This window comes from Citrobacter sp. RHBSTW-00599 (genome assembly GCF_013784065.1).
Lineage (GTDB): Bacteria > Pseudomonadota > Gammaproteobacteria > Enterobacterales > Enterobacteriaceae > Citrobacter > Citrobacter braakii.
In genome coordinates, this window is the sequence record NZ_CP056717.1 from 428,601 (window position 1) to 449,641 (window position 21,041).

Here is a 21,041-nt window from a genome sequence, read left to right on the forward strand (position 1 = left end):
TCAAAAATCAGCCAAATTGTGCAGGAATATAGCGAAAGGGGTGAAAAACAAGCACTCAGCAAAAAAGATCCAAAAAATACTTGTGCTAAAAAATGGGATCCCTATAATGCGCCTCCATCGACACGGCGGATGTGAATCACTTCACGCAAACAGCCGGTTCGGTTGAAGAGAAAAACCTGAAAATGAGGGTTGACTCTGAAAGAGGAAAGCGTAATATACGCCACCTCGCGACAGAGCGCTAAAGCGCGTCGCAACTGCTCTTTAACAATTTATCAGACAATCTGTGTGGGCACTCGAAGATACGGATTCTTAACGTCGCAAGACGAAAAATGAATACCAAGTCTCTGAGTGAACACGTAATTCATTACGAAGTTTAATTCACGAGCATCAAACTTAAATTGAAGAGTTTGATCATGGCTCAGATTGAACGCTGGCGGCAGGCCTAACACATGCAAGTCGAACGGTAGCACAGAGGAGCTTGCTCCTTGGGTGACGAGTGGCGGACGGGTGAGTAATGTCTGGGAAACTGCCCGATGGAGGGGGATAACTACTGGAAACGGTAGCTAATACCGCATAACGTCGCAAGACCAAAGAGGGGGACCTTCGGGCCTCTTGCCATCGGATGTGCCCAGATGGGATTAGCTAGTAGGTGGGGTAACGGCTCACCTAGGCGACGATCCCTAGCTGGTCTGAGAGGATGACCAGCCACACTGGAACTGAGACACGGTCCAGACTCCTACGGGAGGCAGCAGTGGGGAATATTGCACAATGGGCGCAAGCCTGATGCAGCCATGCCGCGTGTATGAAGAAGGCCTTCGGGTTGTAAAGTACTTTCAGCGAGGAGGAAGGTGTTGTGGTTAATAACCGCAGCAATTGACGTTACTCGCAGAAGAAGCACCGGCTAACTCCGTGCCAGCAGCCGCGGTAATACGGAGGGTGCAAGCGTTAATCGGAATTACTGGGCGTAAAGCGCACGCAGGCGGTCTGTCAAGTCGGATGTGAAATCCCCGGGCTCAACCTGGGAACTGCATCCGAAACTGGCAGGCTAGAGTCTTGTAGAGGGGGGTAGAATTCCAGGTGTAGCGGTGAAATGCGTAGAGATCTGGAGGAATACCGGTGGCGAAGGCGGCCCCCTGGACAAAGACTGACGCTCAGGTGCGAAAGCGTGGGGAGCAAACAGGATTAGATACCCTGGTAGTCCACGCCGTAAACGATGTCGACTTGGAGGTTGTGCCCTTGAGGCGTGGCTTCCGGAGCTAACGCGTTAAGTCGACCGCCTGGGGAGTACGGCCGCAAGGTTAAAACTCAAATGAATTGACGGGGGCCCGCACAAGCGGTGGAGCATGTGGTTTAATTCGATGCAACGCGAAGAACCTTACCTACTCTTGACATCCACGGAACTTGGCAGAGATGCCTTGGTGCCTTCGGGAACCGTGAGACAGGTGCTGCATGGCTGTCGTCAGCTCGTGTTGTGAAATGTTGGGTTAAGTCCCGCAACGAGCGCAACCCTTATCCTTTGTTGCCAGCGGTCCGGCCGGGAACTCAAAGGAGACTGCCAGTGATAAACTGGAGGAAGGTGGGGATGACGTCAAGTCATCATGGCCCTTACGAGTAGGGCTACACACGTGCTACAATGGCATATACAAAGAGAAGCGACCTCGCGAGAGCAAGCGGACCTCATAAAGTATGTCGTAGTCCGGATTGGAGTCTGCAACTCGACTCCATGAAGTCGGAATCGCTAGTAATCGTGGATCAGAATGCCACGGTGAATACGTTCCCGGGCCTTGTACACACCGCCCGTCACACCATGGGAGTGGGTTGCAAAAGAAGTAGGTAGCTTAACCTTCGGGAGGGCGCTTACCACTTTGTGATTCATGACTGGGGTGAAGTCGTAACAAGGTAACCGTAGGGGAACCTGCGGTTGGATCACCTCCTTACCTTAAAGAAACGTTCTTTGTAGTGCTCACACAGATTGTCTGATGAAAATTAGCAGTAAGAAAATCTCTGCAGGCTTGTAGCTCAGGTGGTTAGAGCGCACCCCTGATAAGGGTGAGGTCGGTGGTTCAAGTCCACTCAGGCCTACCAAATTCGCCTCCGTGCTGTGTTACGGCGATGCTCGCATACTTCAGTATGCTTCGCACCACCGCGCCTTGCCCGGAAACGAATTAGGGTACAGAGATTAGCATTTACGATGGGGTTATAGCTCAGCTGGGAGAGCGCCTGCCTTGCACGCAGGAGGTCTGCGGTTCGATCCCGCATAGCTCCACCATCCCTTACTGCAAAAAAACAAGAAAACTTCAGAGTGTACCTGAAAAGGTTCACTGCGAAGTTTTGCTCTTTAAAAATCTGGATCAAGCTGAAAATTGAAACGACACACTGTTTCATTTCTCCGTAAACAAGAAATGAAAAGCGGTGTGTTCGAGTCTCTCAAATTTTCGCAACACTGAAGTGTTTTACGAAACATCTTCGGGTTGTGAGGTTAAGCGACTAAGCGTACACGGTGGATGCCCTGGCAGTCAGAGGCGATGAAGGACGTGCTAATCTGCGATAAGCGTCGGTAAGGTGATATGAACCGTTATAACCGGCGATTTCCGAATGGGGAAACCCAGTGTGATTCGTCACACTATCATTACGTGAATACATAGCGTAATGAAGCGAACCGGGGGAACTGAAACATCTAAGTACCCCGAGGAAAAGAAATCAACCGAGATTCCCCCAGTAGCGGCGAGCGAACGGGGAGCAGCCCAGAGTCTGAATCAGCATGTGTGGTAGTGGAACGGTCTGGAAAGTCCGGCGATACAGGGTGATAGCCCCGTACACAAAAGTGCATGTGTTGTGAACTCGAAGAGTAGGGCGGGACACGTGGTATCCTGTCTGAATATGGGGGGACCATCCTCCAAGGCTAAATACTCCTGACTGACCGATAGTGAACCAGTACCGTGAGGGAAAGGCGAAAAGAACCCCGGCGAGGGGAGTGAAAAAGAACCTGAAACCGTGTACGTACAAGCAGTGGGAGCCTCTTTATGGGGTGACTGCGTACCTTTTGTATAATGGGTCAGCGACTTATATTCTGTAGCAAGGTTAACCGAATAGGGGAGCCGAAGGGAAACCGAGTCTTAACTGGGCGTTAAGTTGCAGGGTATAGACCCGAAACCCGGTGATCTAGCCATGGGCAGGTTGAAGGTTGGGTAACACTAACTGGAGGACCGAACCGACTAATGTTGAAAAATTAGCGGATGACTTGTGGCTGGGGGTGAAAGGCCAATCAAACCGGGAGATAGCTGGTTCTCCCCGAAAGCTATTTAGGTAGCGCCTCGTGAACTCATCTTCGGGGGTAGAGCACTGTTTCGGCTAGGGGGTCATCCCGACTTACCAACCCGATGCAAACTGCGAATACCGAAGAATGTTATCACGGGAGACACACGGCGGGTGCTAACGTCCGTCGTGAAGAGGGAAACAACCCAGACCGCCAGCTAAGGTCCCAAAGTCATGGTTAAGTGGGAAACGATGTGGGAAGGCACAGACAGCCAGGATGTTGGCTTAGAAGCAGCCATCATTTAAAGAAAGCGTAATAGCTCACTGGTCGAGTCGGCCTGCGCGGAAGATGTAACGGGGCTAAACCATGCACCGAAGCTGCGGCAGCGACACTATGTGTTGTTGGGTAGGGGAGCGTTCTGTAAGCCGTTGAAGGTGTGCTGTGAGGCATGCTGGAGGTATCAGAAGTGCGAATGCTGACATAAGTAACGATAATGCGGGTGAAAAACCCGCACGCCGGAAGACCAAGGGTTCCTGTCCAACGTTAATCGGGGCAGGGTGAGTCGACCCCTAAGGCGAGGCCGAAAGGCGTAGTCGATGGGAAACAGGTTAATATTCCTGTACTTGGTGTTACTGCGAGGGGGGGACGGAGAAGGCTATGTTAGCCGGGCGACGGTTGTCCCGGTTTAAGCATGTAGGCGGAGATTCCAGGTAAATCCGGAGTCTTGTTAACGCTGAGGTGTGATGACGAGGCACTACGGTGCTGAAGTAACAAATGCCCTGCTTCCAGGAAAAGCCTCTAAGCATCAGGTAACACAAAATCGTACCCCAAACCGACACAGGTGGTCAGGTAGAGAATACCAAGGCGCTTGAGAGAACTCGGGTGAAGGAACTAGGCAAAATGGTGCCGTAACTTCGGGAGAAGGCACGCTGATATGTAGGTGAAGTGATTTACTCATGGAGCTGAAATCAGTCGAAGATACCAGCTGGCTGCAACTGTTTATTAAAAACACAGCACTGTGCAAACACGAAAGTGGACGTATACGGTGTGACGCCTGCCCGGTGCCGGAAGGTTAATTGATGGGGTTATCCGTAAGGAGAAGCTCTTGATCGAAGCCCCGGTAAACGGCGGCCGTAACTATAACGGTCCTAAGGTAGCGAAATTCCTTGTCGGGTAAGTTCCGACCTGCACGAATGGCGTAATGATGGCCAGGCTGTCTCCACCCGAGACTCAGTGAAATTGAACTCGCTGTGAAGATGCAGTGTACCCGCGGCAAGACGGAAAGACCCCGTGAACCTTTACTATAGCTTGACACTGAACACTGGTCCTTGATGTGTAGGATAGGTGGGAGGCTTTGAAGTGTGGACGCCAGTCTGCATGGAGCCAACCTTGAAATACCACCCTTTAATGGCTGGTGTTCTAACGTAGACCCGTGATCCGGGTTGCGGACAGTGTCTGGTGGGTAGTTTGACTGGGGCGGTCTCCTCCTAAAGAGTAACGGAGGAGCACGAAGGTTAGCTAATCCTGGTCGGACATCAGGAGGTTAGTGCAAAGGCATAAGCTAGCTTGACTGCGAGAGTGACGGCTCGAGCAGGTGCGAAAGCAGGTCTTAGTGATCCGGTGGTTCTGAATGGAAGGGCCATCGCTCAACGGATAAAAGGTACTCCGGGGATAACAGGCTGATACCGCCCAAGAGTTCATATCGACGGCGGTGTTTGGCACCTCGATGTCGGCTCATCACATCCTGGGGCTGAAGTAGGTCCCAAGGGTATGGCTGTTCGCCATTTAAAGTGGTACGCGAGCTGGGTTTAGAACGTCGTGAGACAGTTCGGTCCCTATCTGCCGTGGGCGCTGGAGAATTGAGGGGGGCTGCTCCTAGTACGAGAGGACCGGAGTGGACGCATCACTGGTGTTCGGGTTGTCATGCCAATGGCATTGCCCGGTAGCTAAATGCGGAAGAGATAAGTGCTGAAAGCATCTAAGCACGAAACTTGCCCCGAGATGAGTTCTCCCTGACCCTTTAAGGGTCCTGAAGGAACGTTGAAGACGACGACGTTGATAGGTCGGGTGTGTAAGCGTAGCGATACGTTGAGCTAACCGATACTAATGAACCGTGAGGCTTAACCTTACAACGCCGAAGATGTTTTGGCGGATGAGACATCGAAATTCAGCTTGATTACAGATTACATTGACAGACCCGAGAGGTGTGTTGATAAACAGAATTTGCCTGGCGGCTGTAGCGCGGTGGTCCCACCTGACCCCATGCCGAACTCAGAAGTGAAACGCCGTAGCGCCGATGGTAGTGTGGGGTCTCCCCATGCGAGAGTAGGGAACTGCCAGGCATCAAATTTAGTGTGCTGATATGGCTCAGTTGGTAGAGCGCACCCTTGGTAAGGGTGAGGTCCCCAGTTCGACTCTGGGTATCAGCACCAGTTTTTCGGTTAAAGTTTGGCACTTAGAAAAGAATTTGTCTGGCGGCTGTAGCGCGGTGGTCCCACCTGACCCCATGCCGAACTCAGAAGTGAAACGCCGTAGCGCCGATGGTAGTGTGGGGTCTCCCCATGCGAGAGTAGGGAACTGCCAGACATCAAATAAAAACAAAAGGCCCAGTCTTTCGACTGGGCCTTTTGCTTTATCTGTTAAACGCCAGTGCTGTATCCGGCGCATGGCTTTAATGGATAACCTGCGACAAAAACGCACGCGTGCGTTCAGATTTGGGGTGAGCAAAAAACTCATCCGGTGCTGCCTGTTCAACAATCTCGCCAAGATCCATAAAGATCACCCGGTCGGCCACTGTACGGGCAAAGCCCATTTCATGGGTAACACACAGCATGGTCATGCCTGATTGTGCCAGACCTATCATGGTATCAAGCACTTCTTTTACCATTTCAGGATCCAACGCTGATGTGGGTTCATCGAATAACATGATTTTGGGTTTCATGCACAGTGAGCGTGCAATGGCCACGCGCTGTTGCTGCCCACCAGAGATTTGCCCAGGATACTTATACGCATGTTCAGCAATGCGAACTCGCTCAAGGTAGTGCATTGCCAGAGCTTCAGCCTCTTTTTTTGGCATCTTTTGCACCCAGATCGGTGCCAGCGTGCAGTTTTGCAGGACCGTCAAATGAGGAAAGAGATTAAAGTGCTGAAAGACCATGCCAACTTCTTGTCTGACGCGCTCAATATTGCGGATATCTTCATTGAGTTCGATCCCATCCACCACAATACGTCCTTGCTGATGCTCTTCCAGATGGTTGATACAGCGGATAGTTGTCGATTTACCCGAACCGGAAGGTCCGCATAATACGATGCGTTCTCCCTGCTTTACCTTCAGGTTGATGTTTTTCAAGACGTGAAACTGTCCGTACCATTTGTTGACGTTTTCCAGCGTAATCATCGCGTCGGTAGACGGCATTAATAATTGGCTCATAAATTCCTCAGTGCGGTGTACGCCCGGTGTTAAAACGTTTTTCCAGATGTTGGCTGTAACGCGACATGCTAAAACAGAAGATCCAGTAAATCAGTGCAGCGAAAACATATCCTTCCGTCGACATACCCAACCATGCAGGGTCCACAGTTGCCTGCTGCACGCTACTGAAGAGATCAAACAGGCCGATGATGATGACCAGACTGGTATCCTTAAACAGGGCGATAATCGTGTTAACCAGACCCGGAATAACCAGCTTGAGGGCTTGCGGAAGAATGACCAGCCCTTGCGTTTTCCAGTACCCTAACGCCAGTGATTCAGCGGCTTCATACTGACCTTTTGGTAGGGCCTGTAACCCTCCGCGAACCACTTCTGCGACATACGCCGACTGGAAAAGAATCACGCCGACCAGCGCCCGGATAAGTTTGTCGATACTGGTCCCTTCGGACATAAACAGAGGAAGCATGACCGAGGACATAAAAAGGACGGTAATCAACGGCACACCGCGCCAGAACTCAATGAAAATGACGGATAAAATCCGCACGACTGGCATATGAGACCGACGTCCAAGCGCCAGTAAAATACCCCACGGAAGCGCGCCCGCAATCCCCACGGATGCAATGATAAGCGTCAGTGTTAATCCGCCCCACTGTCGGGTTTCTACGCGCTCAAGTCCGAAAAAACCACCGTACATCAACCACCAGACCACCACGGGATAAACGACGGCCCAGACGGCGATATAGCGGCCACGGTGAGGCATAGATTTCCAGAACATAGGGACGATAGAGGCCAGGCCAATGATCAGGGCCAGATTTACGCGCCAGCGCTGATCGTGGGGATAAAGTCCATACATGAATTGCCCAAAGCGTTCATGAATGAACACCCAGCAAGCCCCTGCTTTGGTGCAGTCTGCGCGGGTTGAACCGACCCAGTTGGCCTGAAAGAATACCCAGTTCAGCAGTGGCGGAAGAAATGACCAAATCAGCCAAATGCACAGCAGCGTGAGCAGGCTATTTGACCAACTGGAGAACAGGTTTTTACGCACCCAGAGTAGACTGCGGCTTGCCGGGTTACTGTTCTGACGCGAGGGGTGAGACAGCAGTGCTTTTGTCATCATGGCTCCTTAGCGCTCAATCAGTGCAATACGGCGGTTATAAATATTCATCAGCAGAGAAATGCTCAGGCTGATGATCAGGTACACCGACATCGTGATAGCAATAGTTTCAATGGCTTGCCCTGTTTGATTGAGTACCGTGCCGGCAAACAGTGAAACCATATCCGGGTAGCCAATGGCGGCCGCAAGAGAGGAGTTTTTGACGATATTCAGATACTGGCTGGTTAATGGGGGAATGATGACGCGTAGCGCCTGTGGGATGATCACCTGGCGCAGTGTCACCGGATTTGGCAGACCCAGCGAGCGTGCTGCTTCATGTTGGCCATAAGGAACGGCCTGGATTCCCGCTCGAATAATTTCTGCAATAAACGCCGAGGTATACACTGAAAGCGCCAGCGTCAGGGCAGCCAGTTCGGGAATAAGCACCATACCGCCACGGAAGTTAAAACCGCGAAGGGCGGGGATATCCCAGTGAAGCGCTGCGCCAAACAGCCACTGTGAGATCATCGGTAAAAGCACGATCAGCGCCAGAGCCGTGGGCCAGGTCCGGCGTAGCTGACCGGTTTTAGTCTGGTGCATTCTGTTGTAGCGAAATAGCCCGATAGTGACGACGATAGTGATAATTACAGCGCCGCAAAAGGCAAAAAATCCTTCTCCCATTTGCGGTGCCGGAATATAGAGCCCCCGGTTACTCAGAAACATCAAGTCCAGCGCGTTAACGGCCTGACGTGGGCCGGGCAGGTTACGTAATACGGCGAAATACCAAAAGAAGATCTGCAGCAGCGGCGGTATATTGCGGAACGTTTCGATGTAGATCGTCGAGAGCTTTCGTAATAACCAGTTATCTGACAGGCGTGCCAGTCCGAGAAAGAAACCAATAATTGATGCGAAAACAATACACAGTGCAGAAACCAATAGTGTATTGAGTAGGCCAACGATAAAGACACGGCCATACGTATCGCCTTGCTCGTAATCGATCAGATGCTGGACAATACCAAATCCGGCGCTGCGATCGAGAAAAGAGAATCCCGAGGTAATACCGCTATTGTTCAGGTTATTTATCGTATTATGAATGAGATAGACCGCAATACTGACGACCACAATGACGGCAAGTATTTGAAATAACCAGGCGCGGACCGCAGGGTTAGAAAAGGATAACGATCCTTTTACGATTGAGCGGCGATGGAACATAAGAAAACCTCGGTAACTATGACTCTGGACTGAGCGCCGCAGTCGCGGCGCCCGTTACATCACTACGCATTAGCGCACCGGTGGCGCATATTGAATGCCACCGTTATTCCAGAGGTTGTTCTGTCCACGTTTGATCTTCAGTGGGCTTTCCGATCCCACGTTACGCTCAAAGATCTCCGAGTAGTTACCTACCTGCTTGATAATGTTGTAAGCCCATTTGTTATCAAGCTTCAGATCCTTGCCATAGTCCCCTTCTTTGCCTAACAGGTGCGCCATATCTGGCGTTGCAGGATTAGCCGCTTTTTCATCGACATTTTTCGAGTTAACGCCCATTTCTTCCGCATTCAGCATGGCGAACAGCGTCCAGCGAACAATGGAGAACCACTCATCGTCCCCACGACGTACGACAGGTCCCAGCGGTTCTTTAGAAATAACTTCTGGCAGGACAATCCACTCCGCAGGATTACTCAGCTTGATTCGCAGGGCGTACAACTGAGACTGGTCGGAAGCCAGCGTGTCGCAGCGTCCAGATTCCAGAGCTTTAGCTGATTCATCCGAGCGGTCAAAGGTGACAGGGGTGTACTTCATGTTGTTGGCTTTAAAGTAGTCAGCCACGTTCAGTTCGGTATCTGTTCCTGCCTGGATACAAACCGTTGCGCCATCCAGCTCTTTAGCACTCTTGAGACCCGCTTTATTGTGGGTAAGAAAACCAATGCCGTCGTAATACGTTACGCCAGTGAAAGACATTCCCATTCCTGCGTCACGAGAGGAGGTCCAGGTGGTATTACGAGAGAGCATGTCGACTTCACCTGATTGTAGTGCGGTAAAGCGTTCCTTGGCGGTGAGCGGGGTATATTTTACTTTGCTATCATCGCCAAATACGGCGGAGGCAACGCCACGACATACGTCGACATCAATTCCTGAGAACTTACCGCTTGCATCGGCATAAGAAAAGCCAGGCAACCCGTCACTGATCCCACACTGCACAAAACCTTTTTTCTTTACGGCATCAAGTGTTGCGCCGGCATGTGCCTGATTTGCAACCGCAAGCAGCACGCCGGCCGCAGCCAGGCTGGCTATTATCATCTTTTTCATAGAGCATCCTGTGTGGAGGAATTATTGTTATGAAAACGTTCTGAAAACGTCTTTTACCTGTCTGTGGCTATGGCCATACTCTTTTAAGCAAAGGTAGTGCCAGGTTTTTGCGCACGATTATTCGACGCAATATCCAGAGTGTAGACAGGAAAAAATAAATGCAGCGCCCTGAAGTGGTGCAAAATTGAAACGTAAGCCACATTTCGGCGCAAAAAATTTAAAAATCAAACCGGACGCGTGATAACGATTTCGTACGTTAATATTGATGACGTGAGAATAATGAAAAGAAAGCGCGCTGTTACGAAGAACTGAAAAAATGCTAATTTCAAATCGTGGATATGTGAGGAAAATCTATAATAATTTCATTATACGTTGAGTGCTATATACCAACGTTTTGTCTTATATGAAGATTTAATTCTTATTGCAAAAAGCGCGGTACCCACCGCGCTTTTAAGAAGATTTATTTGGTCAGGGCGACTATCCCAAGCGTCAGCCCGGCAACGGCTGCTGCGCCACCGGCGATGGCTCCGGCTGTTTCCCAGTTATCCTGCGTGGTGCCTTTCATACAGGTATTGGTATGAACCAGGCGCCCCTGATCGTCGTATACAGGTACGCAAGGAGAATCGTGTGCACAGCCGGCCAGGAATACGGTAAGCAATGCAACGGATATTAATCTTTTCATGGTGTTACCTCAAAAATAAGCGTTTCGCTAATTGAGCAAAGACAAACGCTAAGCCATCTGCGAACTCGGCGATTATTTTACCACTTCTTAAAAAAATACTGACATGAGGAATAATCTCAATTCATGTGGATTGTAAAAATAATGGATAAAAAGAAAGGTGACTGGCGATTTTTTCAGGAAGGGTTTATTAGAAATAAATGGCTATCTTATTAATAAATAAAGAGGGGCATCTTGGGTTAAAAAGGCGTCCTAAGACGCCTTTATTTTACAAATTAAACGTTGCGCCGACTAAAACGGCGTCTGACGACAACGAAGAAGACGGGGACGAAGAAGATTGCCAACAATGTCGCGGTCAGCATGCCTCCCATTACGCCTGTACCAACCGCATTCTGCGCCCCGCTACCTGCTCCGTGGCTGATAACCAGAGGCATAACCCCCAGAATAAACGCCAGAGATGTCATCAGGATTGGACGAAGACGCATGCGTGACGCCTCCAGTGTGGCTTCAATCAACCCTTTACCTTCTTTATCCATCAAGTCTTTGGCAAACTCCACGATAAGGATAGCGTTTTTGGCGGAAAGACCGATGGTAGTCAGCAGACCTACCTGGAAGTAAACGTCGTTATTCAGACCGCGTATGGACGCCGCCAGAAGCGCACCGACCACGCCGAGCGGTACAACCAACATGACTGAAAATGGAATAGACCAGCTCTCATACAATGCGGCGAGACACAGGAAGACGACGATTAACGAAATAGCGTATAACGCAGGTGCCTGATTGCCGGAGAGCCGTTCCTGATATGACATTCCCGTCCAGTCATAGCCGATACCGGTTGGCAGCTGTGCTGCCAGGTTTTCCATGAGCGCCATGGCTTCACCGGTGCTTCGACCCGGCGCGGCCTCTCCCAGTATTTCCATTGATGGCATACCGTTGTAACGCTCCAGGCGGGGTGAACCATAAATCCAATGCGACGAACTGAACGCAGAGAATGGCACCATTTCACCATTCCCACTACGTACGTAGAGATTGTTGATATCATTGGGTAACATACGGAACGGTGCGTCAGCCTGAACGTATACCTTTTTCACTCGGCCATGATCGATAAAATCGTTCACATAGGTGCCGCCAAGGGCCGTGGAAATCGTTTGGTTTATATCCGACAGACTTACGCCTAACGCCTGGGCTTTTTCCTGATCAATATCCAGCTTAAATTGTGGGGTATCTTCCAGACCGTTAGGGCGCACGCGCACCAGCAAATCTGGATGTTCTCTCACCATACCCAGCAACTGGTTCCGGGCTTTCGTCAGTTCTGTATGACCGAGGTTAGCCTGATCAATTAACTGAAAATCAAAGCCGGTCGCGGTACCCAGTTCAAGAATGGCAGGCATGTTGAACGGGAACACCAGTCCATCTTTAATCTGGCTGAACGCCCTGGTCGCACGTTCGACGATAGCCGTCACGCCGTTTTCATCGCCCGAACGCTCTTCCCATGGTTTGAGGCTAATAAAGACGATACCGGAGTTCTGTCCCTGGCCGCTAAAGCTGAAGCCATTAACGGTGAACACCGATTTTACGTTCGCTTTTTCCTGGTTCAGGTAGTAATTCTGAATCTGATCCAGCACCTGCTGTGTGCGCGTCTGTGTCGCACCGGCAGGAAGTTGCACCATTGTCATAAAGACCCCCTGATCCTCTTCGGGCAAGAAGGAGGTAGGGAGGCGTAAAAACAGAACAGCCATTCCGCCGACGATAAGAACATATAGCAACAAGTAGCGTCCGGTTTTGCGCAGAATACCGCTGATACTATTGCTGTAATGCCCGACGCTTTTATCGAACAGGGCGTTAAACCATCCGAAAAAACCGCCTTTCTTTTCAACATGTCCGGCGGAAACGGGTTTTAGCAGCGTTGCGCAAAGCGCTGGCGTAAGAATGAGGGCGACCAGAACAGAAAGCGCCATCGCTGAAACAATGGTCAGAGAGAACTGGCGGTAAATGGCGCCGGTCGAGCCGCCAAAGAACGCCATGGGGATAAATACCGCCGAGAGTACCATCGCGATCCCGACCAGTGCGCCCTGGATCTGGACCATGGATTTCTGCGTCGCCTCTTTGGGCGGCAGTTTCTCTTCCGCCATGACGCGTTCGACGTTTTCTACTACCACGATGGCGTCATCGACCAGCAGGCCGATGGCCAGCACCATTCCGAACATCGTTAGCGTGTTGATGGAGAATCCAAATGCGGCGAGGATCGCGAATGTTCCCAACAGCACGACAGGCACTGCGATAGTTGGAATCAGCGTGGCGCGCAGATTTTGCAGGAACAGGTACATCACCAGGAAGACGAGGATGATGGCTTCAAACAGCGTTTTCACCACCTCGTTAATCGAGATTTTTACAAATGGTGTAGTGTCATAGGGGTAAACCACTTGCAAACCTTGCGGGAAGAAAGGTTGTAACTCAGCCAGCTTTGCTTTGACGCCTGCGGCAGTATCCAGCGCGTTTGCACCGGTCGCCAGCTTAATGCCCAGGCCTGTTGCAGGCTGACCATTAATTTTCGTCACCATGTTATAGTTTTCGCCGCCGAGTTCGATGCGGGCTACATCTCTGAGGTGAACCATTGAGCCATCCTGGCCCACCTTCAGCGTTATGCGGCCAAACTCTTCCGGCGTTTTCAGGCGTGTCTGAGCAATAATGGAGGCATTAAGTTGTTGACCCTGGACGGATGGTGCGCCTCCCAGTTGGCCTGCGGCAATCTGATTGTTTTGCGTTCTCAGTTGATTGATAACGTCCAGAGGAGTCAACTGATATTTGTTCATTGCGTTGCTGTCGAGCCAGATGCGCATTGCGTACTGTGCACCAAACATCTGGACATCGCCGACACCTGCTGTTCGGCTTATTGCGTCTTTAACGTTAGACGCCACATAGTCGGAAATATCATCCTGCGTCAGATTGTTATTATCGGAGACAAAACCCGCCACCATCAGGAAACCGCTACTGGATTTCTCGACGCTGATCCCCTGCTGCTGTACTTCCTGAGGCAGTAAGGGCATCGCTAACTGTAATTTGTTTTGCACCTGGACCTGTGCGATATCCGGGTCAGTACCCGACTCGAAAGTCAGAGTAATGGTGACGCTCCCGGAGGAATCGCTGGTGGAGGACATATACATCAGGTTATCGATACCGTTCATATTCTGTTCGATAACCTGCGTAACCGTGTCTTGTACCGTCTGCGCATCCGCACCTGGGTAGGTGGCAGAAATAGCGACCGCAGGAGGTGCAATGGTCGGATACTGTGCAACGGGCAGTTGCATGATTGCCAGAGCCCCTGCCATCATCAGAATGATGGCCAGAACCCAGGCAAAAATAGGGCGATTGATAAAAAAGTTAGCCATGTCCGGTTACCTTATTGCGCAGTTTTTGCGGCTGGAGTTTCGGTATCGGTGGTTGCTTTAACCTTTACGCCGGGACGCGCTTTCTGCAATCCGCTGACGATAACCTTATCGCCAGGCTGTAAGCCCTCGCTGATTAACCACTTATCACCTATCGCCTGAGTAGCAACGACGGTGCGAGCCTCGACCTGACTCTTGTCATTGACAACCATCACCGTTGCATCGCCGCGTGGCGTACGCGTTACCCCTTGTTGGGGAACGAGAATGGCATTCGGCTGGACGCCTTCATCAATACGAGCACGCACAAACATGCCCGGCAGCAGCGTGTGCTGTGGGTTAGGGAATACGGCCCTGAGGGTGATGGATCCGGTACTTTCATCAACGGTGACATCAGAGAACTGCAACGCACCTTTCAGCGGGTACGACTGACCATTTTCCATCACCAGTTCGACGGTACTGCTGGCGCTGTCTTTATGCAGGCTCCCTTGCTCAACGGACTGTTTAAGGCGCATAAAGTCATTACTGGACTGTGTTACGTCGACGTAAATAGGATCAAGTTGTTGCACGGTAGCAAGTTCAGTTGCCTGGCTATTCGTGACTAATGCGCCTTCGGTGACGTTAGATTTACCGATACGTCCGCTAATGGGCGATGTCACTTTGGTGTAGGCCAGGTTTATACGAGCACTTTCGACCGCCGCTTTTGCCGCGATAACGGAGGCATCGGCCTGGCGAGCATCAGCAATGGCCTGATCGTACTCTTGCTGGCTGATGTACTTAGTGCCAACCAGCGGGACATAACGTTTTACCGTTAAATGTGCGATAGCTGCTGCCGCTTCACTCTTTGCCAGTTCGCCTTTGGCGCTGTCGTAGTCAGCCTGGTAAGTCGCAGGATCGATCTGATAAAGCGACTGACCGGCTTCAACATCGCTTCCCTCGGTGAAATTCCGTTTAAGTACAATCCCGCTGACCTGAGGACGGACTTCAGCAATACGAAATGCTGTTGTGCGCCCTGGTAATTCGGTCGTCACGGCTAAAGGCGCCTTTTCGACGACATGGACAGTCACCTGTGGTTCTGCGGGGTGAGCTTGTGTTTCTCCCTGATCGTTACAACCGGCGAGTAATACAGCGGACATGATGATGAATGAGGGCAGGAGTGAAAACCTGGCATTTTTCGTCATTTCTATTCCTTAAAAAACCGAACGCTCGTTATTAACCGGGTAACGCAGAGGCGATAACGCGCACAAGTAAAAATAATGGTTGGCTATCCTACAAATTATTAGCTTGCGATGTAAGCAATACTTATTTATGGGCGCGATACACGGCACGTAAAAACAAAAAATGATTAATCTTCGGTTGTTTCATTATGGTTTTAATAGTAATGCAATGATGCGCATAAACACATATTGAAATAAGTATTTGGTTGGTGAATATATTGGTGGTTGTTATTTGTTTTGTTTATTCGTGTGCAATATCCATAATTAACTGTTTTAGAACTCGTCTAAATAAACGCTAAGTGATACATTTGTTCCGTTTAGCAAATATTACATAAGAAAGTTAATCATTCTCTACCTTACCTCAGACAGTCGAAACCATGGCCAGAAAAACGAAAGCTGATGCCCTCAAAACACGACAGCACCTGATAGAAACAGCGATTATGCAGTTTGCCGTGCGTGGTGTTAGCAATACGACGTTAAACGACATTGCGGATGCCGCCAGCGTGACGCGGGGGGCGCTCTATTGGCATTTTGAAAATAAGACGCAATTGTTCAATGCGCTATGGTTACAACAACCTTCATTACGCGATCTTATTCAGGATAAGCTTATTGGTCGTTGGGGGGATAATCCTTTACAGCGACTGCGTGAAAAGTTTGTAGTGGGATTGCAATATATTGCACAGAATCCTCGCCAGCAGGCATTAATGCAAATTTTATATCATAAATGTGAATTTCATAACGATATGATATCAGAACAGACCATCCGCGATAAAATAGGTCTCAGTCATCAAAGTATTCGTGATTCACTGCAAAAGTGCGTGGATGAAAATCTGATTGCTACCAGTCTGGATTTAGATGTCATCATCATTATTCTGCACGGTAGCTTTAGCGGGATAATAAAAAACTGGTTAATGAATCCAGTGAGTTATGATTTGTATGGGCAAGCGCCAGTATTAGTTGATAACGTATTAAAAATGTTAAGCCCAGACGGCTGTGTAATGCAATTAATGCAGAGTGAAAATCAGCCAGGGTAGTTTTAGCCGCCAGGGCCTGACGGCTGTCGACGTATTTTTCGTCGTGCTATTCGAGGTCGACGCAGTTGACCAGCTTGAGGGGGTTCACAGAATTCATATTCCGGCACTTATCGTGCTCCGTTGTCATCAGCTCTATCCACTGAATGAGCAGCGCATCAAAGAGAAAAACGAAGACCGCAAAAACAACCAGCCACCAATACTTGCGAATCATTACCAAACCCTGTGTATTCATGCCCAAGCGTGCAGGGAATATACACGAAATCTGCAAGCTGAAAAGCAGACTTACAATGCCTTTACTTTGCTGAAAGATCGCCGCTCTTTGCTGTTAATCGACTCTTTTTAGACAGATTTTTTGTCTTCCGCTTTTTCACCTTTGCAAGTTCATTCTCTGAAAAATGCGAACCAATGCTCATTCTTCTGAGCCCCATTTTTACGTACTCGGCATTGATTTCAATCCCGACAAATTTGCGACCTAATTCCACGGCAGTGGCACCGGTAGTGAAGCTACCGGCAAACGGATCCAGCACGCTGTCATCTGGACTGGAGGAAGCCAGAATGATGCGTTCAAGGAGGGCTTTGGGTTTTTGAGTCGGGTGATTTTCGTATTCGTCCATCAGATAACGAACGCGTGGAAACTCCCAGACATTGCCTGGTACTTTTTTCTGGTTGTAAGGTTGGGGCGGGTTCTTTCTGTAGTCTATCAGTGCACGTTTAGCGCCCGTTTTGGCTTCAACCAAAATATCATCACGATTAAACGTGTAGTTTTTCTGATCTTTTACCATCATCAGAAGCGGTTCATACATCGAACCAAAGTGATTTTTGGCCTGCACCCCGGAGCTATCGTATGACCACACGATACGGCTCTTGATGGTAAAGAGCTGGCGGCATTTGAGATCGATGTACGGCATGTTCTCCGTACTGTTCATGATGTACATGGTGCCGTGTGATTTGAGAATGCGATGGCACTCGTCAATGCACTCAAACAGCCATGCCAAAAATGCCTCTTCGTCCCAGGATTCCACCATCCCGTCAAAGTCTTTACCGATGTTATAAGGTGGGTCGGCGAAAATGAGATCGACGCTTTCTGACGGCAGCTTTTTCAGTTCGGTCAGAGCATCACCCAGGATTATCTTTTTAGATTCATCGCCAAAATAGACAGGTTCACATCTTGCGTTCATCGCCAAAGCCTCCCGTGTGACGTTAATAAAAAAGGCGCTTCCCCATGCCGAGTAGCGCCTTTTAAAACAAACATTTCGCTGATTAGTATCAGTTCATGCCGTATTTTTTCAGTTTTTTACGCAGCGTACCACGGTTGATGCCCATCATCAGGGCAGCACGGGTCTGGTTACCGCGGGTGTATTGCATCACCATGTCCAACAGGGGCTGTTCTACTTCAGCCAGTACCAGCTCATAGAGATCGTTAACATCCTGACCATTCAATTGAGCAAAATAGTTCTTCAGTGCCTGTTTAACCGAGTCACGCAGGGGCTTTTGAGTTACCTGATCCTGAGAGTTAACGGTAGAAACGGTCAGTACGTCAGAATTTACGCGTTGTTCGAACATAGTTCTGTCAGCTCTTTATTTCTGTTTACGCAAAATTTTCGAAGTATGCCTCCAACGCCGCCAGCTGTTCGCTGGAATCTTCAATGGCGTTGAATGTGCGCCGAAACTGGTCATCCGGAGCGTGTTCCTGGAGATACCAGGATACGTGTTTACGCGCAATTCGGTACCCTTTTGCCTGACCATAAAAGTCGTGCAGTTCCCGAACGTGCGCACAAAGCAAGCGCTTCACCTCTGCCAGAGGCAGCGGGGGCAGCAGCTCCCCAGTGTCCAGATAATGCTGGATTTCCCGAAAGATCCAGGGTCTTCCCTGAGCTGCACGTCCTATCATCAGGGCATCCGCCCCCGTATAGTCGAGTACAGCTCTGGCTTTATGCGGGTCAGTAATGTCGCCATTCGCGATAATCGGAATGGAAACTTTCTGCTTAACTGCCCGAATACTGTCGTACTCAGCATCTCCATTGAACAAACAGGCGCGGGTGCGTCCATGAATGGTCAGAGCCTGAATGCCACAGTCTTCAGCCAGTTGGGCAATCTCTACGCAGTTACGGTGTTCCGGAGCCCAGCCGGTGCGAATCTTGAGTGTGACAGGAACGTCCACTGCATTGACGACCTCGGTTAGTATTGATTTCACTAGATCCGGGTACTGCAAGAGGGCTGAACCTGCGAGCTTGCGATTCACTTTTTTAGCCGGACACCCCATATTGATATCAATAATCTGGGCGCCGCTTTCCACGTTAATACGTGCGGCATCGGCCATCTCAACAGGGTCGCTACCGGCAATTTGCACCGTGCGAATTCCTGGCTCATCAACGTGCACCATCCGTAAACGAGACTTGTCACTTTCCCAAACCTGCGGGTTAGAAGACATCATCTCGGATACCGTCAATCCTGCTCCCATCTCATAGCACAGCGTCCTGAATGGTCTGTCAGTGATGCCAGCCATAGGTGCTGCGATCAGGCGATTTCTGAGCTGGTATTGTCCGATGCGCATGAGTTAAGAAATGACCATACTGTGACTGCAAGGCGGCGTATATTACGCATTTTTCGCACGAGATGAAAGGCCAAACTTTGACCAATCCACTGAGGTGGATCAATGAATTGCCGTAAATATGAACGCATGAAAATATTTAATCATATAAATCATTGCATTATAAAGATGTGTCGATTTTATATACACATATAATTTTGCGTAACTTCTCATTTTTTCTTCAGCCGCAGAAGGTGCTGGCAAGATAATCTGCTGAATTAATCAGCAAATTGTCTCGCCATTGTGTGATCTCTACCTCATTTTAGTACAGGATCTCGATATCTCCTGAATGGCTGTCGATGATCTTGCGTTCATTTACTGGCTGCGGTGGGCGATTGTTCGCAGGCCCAACAATGTAGTGAAATTTATCCAGTTGTTCGGCGGAAAGGGCAACAGGCGTTTTCAGGACAGTCCAGCTGACGCCTTCAGTACAGGGAGGTGTAGTTAGCGAACCACTATAGCGCCAGTAGGTTTTATCGTCGGGTAAAAGTTGGTTGATATCGACTGGCGAGAAGATGGGCATACTGTTGTCCTCCATGGTTGGAAATGACTCCCACAGATTTTGAATCGCCTGGTTAGGTTCGCCGACGTCAAACATGACCGCCACGATAGTGACGTCTCCGTGTTGGTTTTTGTGGACTAACTGCAACTCCAGCGGATAGGTTTTACCGTTGAAGGTATGTTCGCTCGGGGCGTGAAAATCTAATTGTTTTAGAAAATAAATCTTTCCATCAACTTCAATGGAGTTTGAGGTATAGCTACTCATTGTTGCCTGCAGAGTATGGTTAATGCTCTGAAATCTTGTCGGACCATCAACATATTGCATGTTGAGTGAAGGAAGTCCAAGTTTACGAGTTTTGGCGGTCTGGATATCAATGGGTGATTGATTTATTCCGGTCTGGCACGTTGCATACTCTTTGCTGATTTCTCCCCACTGTGCGGGACCAGATTCTCCGCTATAACCCCATGGCGCGGCCAGCGCGGTCAGTGGCATCAGGTATGCTGTCAGTAAAGTTGTGATAAATAGGTTGAAGCGCATACGTTTACTCAACGAAAATCAATATAAATATTAACAAAATCAATAAATTATTATATCGCTGGAGAACGTCTCAGTATGCTGGTCAATTGTCTGAAAATGGCGTGGTCAGGCAACCACGCCGGAAGGGATTATTTTTTCTGACCGGTAATGCGGCACCACTCTTCTTTCTCGACAACCGGATCGAGCGTAAAGAGTTCGGCATAGGCCTCACAGACGCTTTCCGCCTGGCTGGCAAGAATGCCAGAAAGCCCCAGTAAACCGCCCTCAACGGGCAGTACGCTGATTAACGGTGCCAGTTCACGTAATGGGCCTGCGAGGATGTTTGCGACCACCACGTCGGCTTTCATCGCCTCTGGCTGGTCTTTCGGCAGATAAAGCTCCAGACGCTCAGAAACGCCATTACGCTGGGCGTTATCACGGCTGGCCTGAATTGCTTGTGGATCGATGTCTACGCCGATGGCTTTTGCGGCACCCAGCTTCAGTGCCGCAATGGCAAGAATGCCGGAGCCGCAGCCGAAGTCGATGACGGTTTTGCCGTTTAGATCGAGACCGTCCAGCCATTGCAGGCATAGGGAAGTGGTGGGGTGAGTGCCGGTACCAAACGCCAGACCCGGGTCCAGCATCACGTTGACGGCATTCTCATCCGGGACATCGCGCCAGCTTGGGCAAATCCACAAACGTTCACCAAAGCGCATCGGGTGGAAGTTATCCATCCATTCGCGTTCCCAGTCTTTGTCTTCGAGCTGTTCGATTTTATGCGCGAAGCCTGCACCCAGCAGCGGATGCTGCTCCAGGATGGCAACCACTTCTTTCATGTCGGTTTCTGCATCGAACAAGCCGATAACGTCGGTATCTCCCCACAGGCGAGTCTCGCCCGGCAGAGGCTCAAATACCGGCGTATCATGCGTGTCCTGGAAAGTAATGGAAACGGAGCCCGCTTCCATCAGCGCATCGCTCAACTCTTCAGCGTTGGCACCGGTCGTGTTCAGTTTCAGTTGGATCCATGGCATGGCAAA

Annotated in this window: 14 protein-coding genes, 3 tRNA genes and 4 rRNA genes; 8 read left to right on the forward strand and 13 right to left on the reverse strand. The window is 50.0% G+C overall.

All coding sequences use genetic code 11. The annotated features are described in order from the left end of the window. Positions 1-395 precede the first annotated feature (395 nt). The 7 genes from HV243_RS02095 to rrf (HV243_RS02125) all read left to right on the forward strand — a co-directional run bounded on the left by HV243_RS02095 (position 396) and on the right by rrf (HV243_RS02125) (position 5,842). Positions 396-1,937 (forward strand): 16S ribosomal RNA (locus tag HV243_RS02095). A 71-nt stretch (positions 1,938-2,008) separates the two neighbouring features. After that, positions 2,009-2,085, forward strand: a tRNA-Ile gene (locus tag HV243_RS02100). A gap of 108 nt (positions 2,086-2,193) precedes the next feature. Then, positions 2,194-2,269 (forward strand) — tRNA-Ala (locus tag HV243_RS02105). Between the two features lie 208 nt (positions 2,270-2,477). After that, a 23S ribosomal RNA gene (locus HV243_RS02110) occupies positions 2,478-5,384 on the forward strand. A gap of 98 nt (positions 5,385-5,482) precedes the next feature. Further along, positions 5,483-5,598 (forward strand): 5S ribosomal RNA (rrf, locus tag HV243_RS02115). Positions 5,599-5,612: 14 nt separating this feature from the next. Next, positions 5,613-5,688 (forward strand) — tRNA-Thr (locus tag HV243_RS02120). Between the two features lie 38 nt (positions 5,689-5,726). Further along, a 5S ribosomal RNA gene (gene rrf, locus HV243_RS02125) occupies positions 5,727-5,842 on the forward strand. Together the 16S, 23S and 5S rRNA genes with 3 tRNA genes alongside form the textbook arrangement of a ribosomal RNA operon. A gap of 85 nt (positions 5,843-5,927) precedes the next feature. On the opposite strand, the gene HV243_RS02130 is transcribed toward rrf (HV243_RS02125), so the two are convergent. The 7 genes from HV243_RS02130 to HV243_RS02160 all read right to left on the reverse strand — a co-directional run bounded on the left by HV243_RS02130 (position 5,928) and on the right by HV243_RS02160 (position 15,326). Further along, a complete protein-coding gene (locus HV243_RS02130) occupies positions 5,928-6,686 on the reverse strand; it encodes an amino acid ABC transporter ATP-binding protein (RefSeq protein WP_047359099.1) in 759 nt (252 codons plus the stop codon). A 7-nt stretch (positions 6,687-6,693) separates the two neighbouring features. Continuing rightward, positions 6,694-7,797, reverse strand: a complete 1,104-nt coding sequence (locus HV243_RS02135; protein ID WP_053390157.1) for an amino acid ABC transporter permease — start codon at positions 7,795-7,797, stop codon at positions 6,694-6,696. 9 nt (positions 7,798-7,806) lie between these two features. Then, complete coding sequence (locus HV243_RS02140) at positions 7,807-8,988, reverse strand: amino acid ABC transporter permease (RefSeq protein ID WP_046275047.1); 1,182 nt, start codon at positions 8,986-8,988, stop codon at positions 7,807-7,809. Between the two features lie 69 nt (positions 8,989-9,057). Continuing rightward, positions 9,058-10,083 carry an amino acid ABC transporter substrate-binding protein gene (locus HV243_RS02145; RefSeq protein ID WP_003025295.1) on the reverse strand — a complete coding sequence of 342 codons (1,026 nt, stop codon included), beginning with the start codon at positions 10,081-10,083 and terminating at the stop codon, positions 9,058-9,060. A 460-nt stretch (positions 10,084-10,543) separates the two neighbouring features. Next, positions 10,544-10,765: a lipoprotein gene (locus HV243_RS02150; protein ID WP_046275048.1), complete on the reverse strand. Its 222-nt coding sequence runs from the start codon at positions 10,763-10,765 to the stop codon at positions 10,544-10,546. A 272-nt stretch (positions 10,766-11,037) separates the two neighbouring features. Further along, positions 11,038-14,151, reverse strand: a complete 3,114-nt coding sequence (locus HV243_RS02155; RefSeq protein ID WP_016157598.1) for an efflux RND transporter permease subunit — start codon at positions 14,149-14,151, stop codon at positions 11,038-11,040. Between the two features lie 11 nt (positions 14,152-14,162). Next, on the reverse strand, positions 14,163-15,326 hold the full coding sequence (locus HV243_RS02160; RefSeq protein WP_046275049.1) for an efflux RND transporter periplasmic adaptor subunit: 1,164 nt from the start codon (positions 15,324-15,326) through the stop codon (positions 14,163-14,165). 413 nt (positions 15,327-15,739) lie between these two features. Between HV243_RS02160 and envR the strand changes: the two genes are divergently transcribed. After that, entirely contained in the window at positions 15,740-16,396 is a 657-nt protein-coding gene (gene envR, locus HV243_RS02165) for an acrEF/envCD operon transcriptional regulator (RefSeq protein WP_047359095.1), read from the forward strand. Positions 16,397-16,442: 46 nt separating this feature from the next. Here the strand turns inward: envR and HV243_RS02170 are convergent, their stop codons facing one another. The 6 genes from HV243_RS02170 to prmA all read right to left on the reverse strand — a co-directional run bounded on the left by HV243_RS02170 (position 16,443) and on the right by prmA (position 21,035). Beyond that, positions 16,443-16,607, reverse strand: coding sequence for a DUF2556 family protein (locus HV243_RS02170; RefSeq protein ID WP_003025279.1), 165 nt, complete (start codon positions 16,605-16,607; stop codon positions 16,443-16,445). A gap of 82 nt (positions 16,608-16,689) precedes the next feature. Beyond that, complete coding sequence (yhdJ, locus tag HV243_RS02175) at positions 16,690-17,574, reverse strand: adenine-specific DNA-methyltransferase (protein WP_016157595.1); 885 nt, start codon at positions 17,572-17,574, stop codon at positions 16,690-16,692. A gap of 88 nt (positions 17,575-17,662) precedes the next feature. Further along, complete coding sequence (gene fis / locus HV243_RS02180; protein ID WP_000462905.1) at positions 17,663-17,959, reverse strand: DNA-binding transcriptional regulator Fis; 297 nt, start codon at positions 17,957-17,959, stop codon at positions 17,663-17,665. Positions 17,960-17,984: 25 nt separating this feature from the next. Continuing rightward, positions 17,985-18,950, reverse strand: coding sequence for a tRNA dihydrouridine synthase DusB (gene dusB, locus HV243_RS02185; protein WP_003025224.1), 966 nt, complete (start codon positions 18,948-18,950; stop codon positions 17,985-17,987). A gap of 298 nt (positions 18,951-19,248) precedes the next feature. Continuing rightward, complete coding sequence (locus HV243_RS02190) at positions 19,249-20,025, reverse strand: carbonic anhydrase family protein (protein WP_053389873.1); 777 nt, start codon at positions 20,023-20,025, stop codon at positions 19,249-19,251. 128 nt (positions 20,026-20,153) lie between these two features. Continuing rightward, a complete protein-coding gene (gene prmA / locus HV243_RS02195) occupies positions 20,154-21,035 on the reverse strand; it encodes a 50S ribosomal protein L11 methyltransferase (protein ID WP_046275075.1) in 882 nt (293 codons plus the stop codon). Between the last annotated feature and the right edge of the window lie 6 nt (positions 21,036-21,041).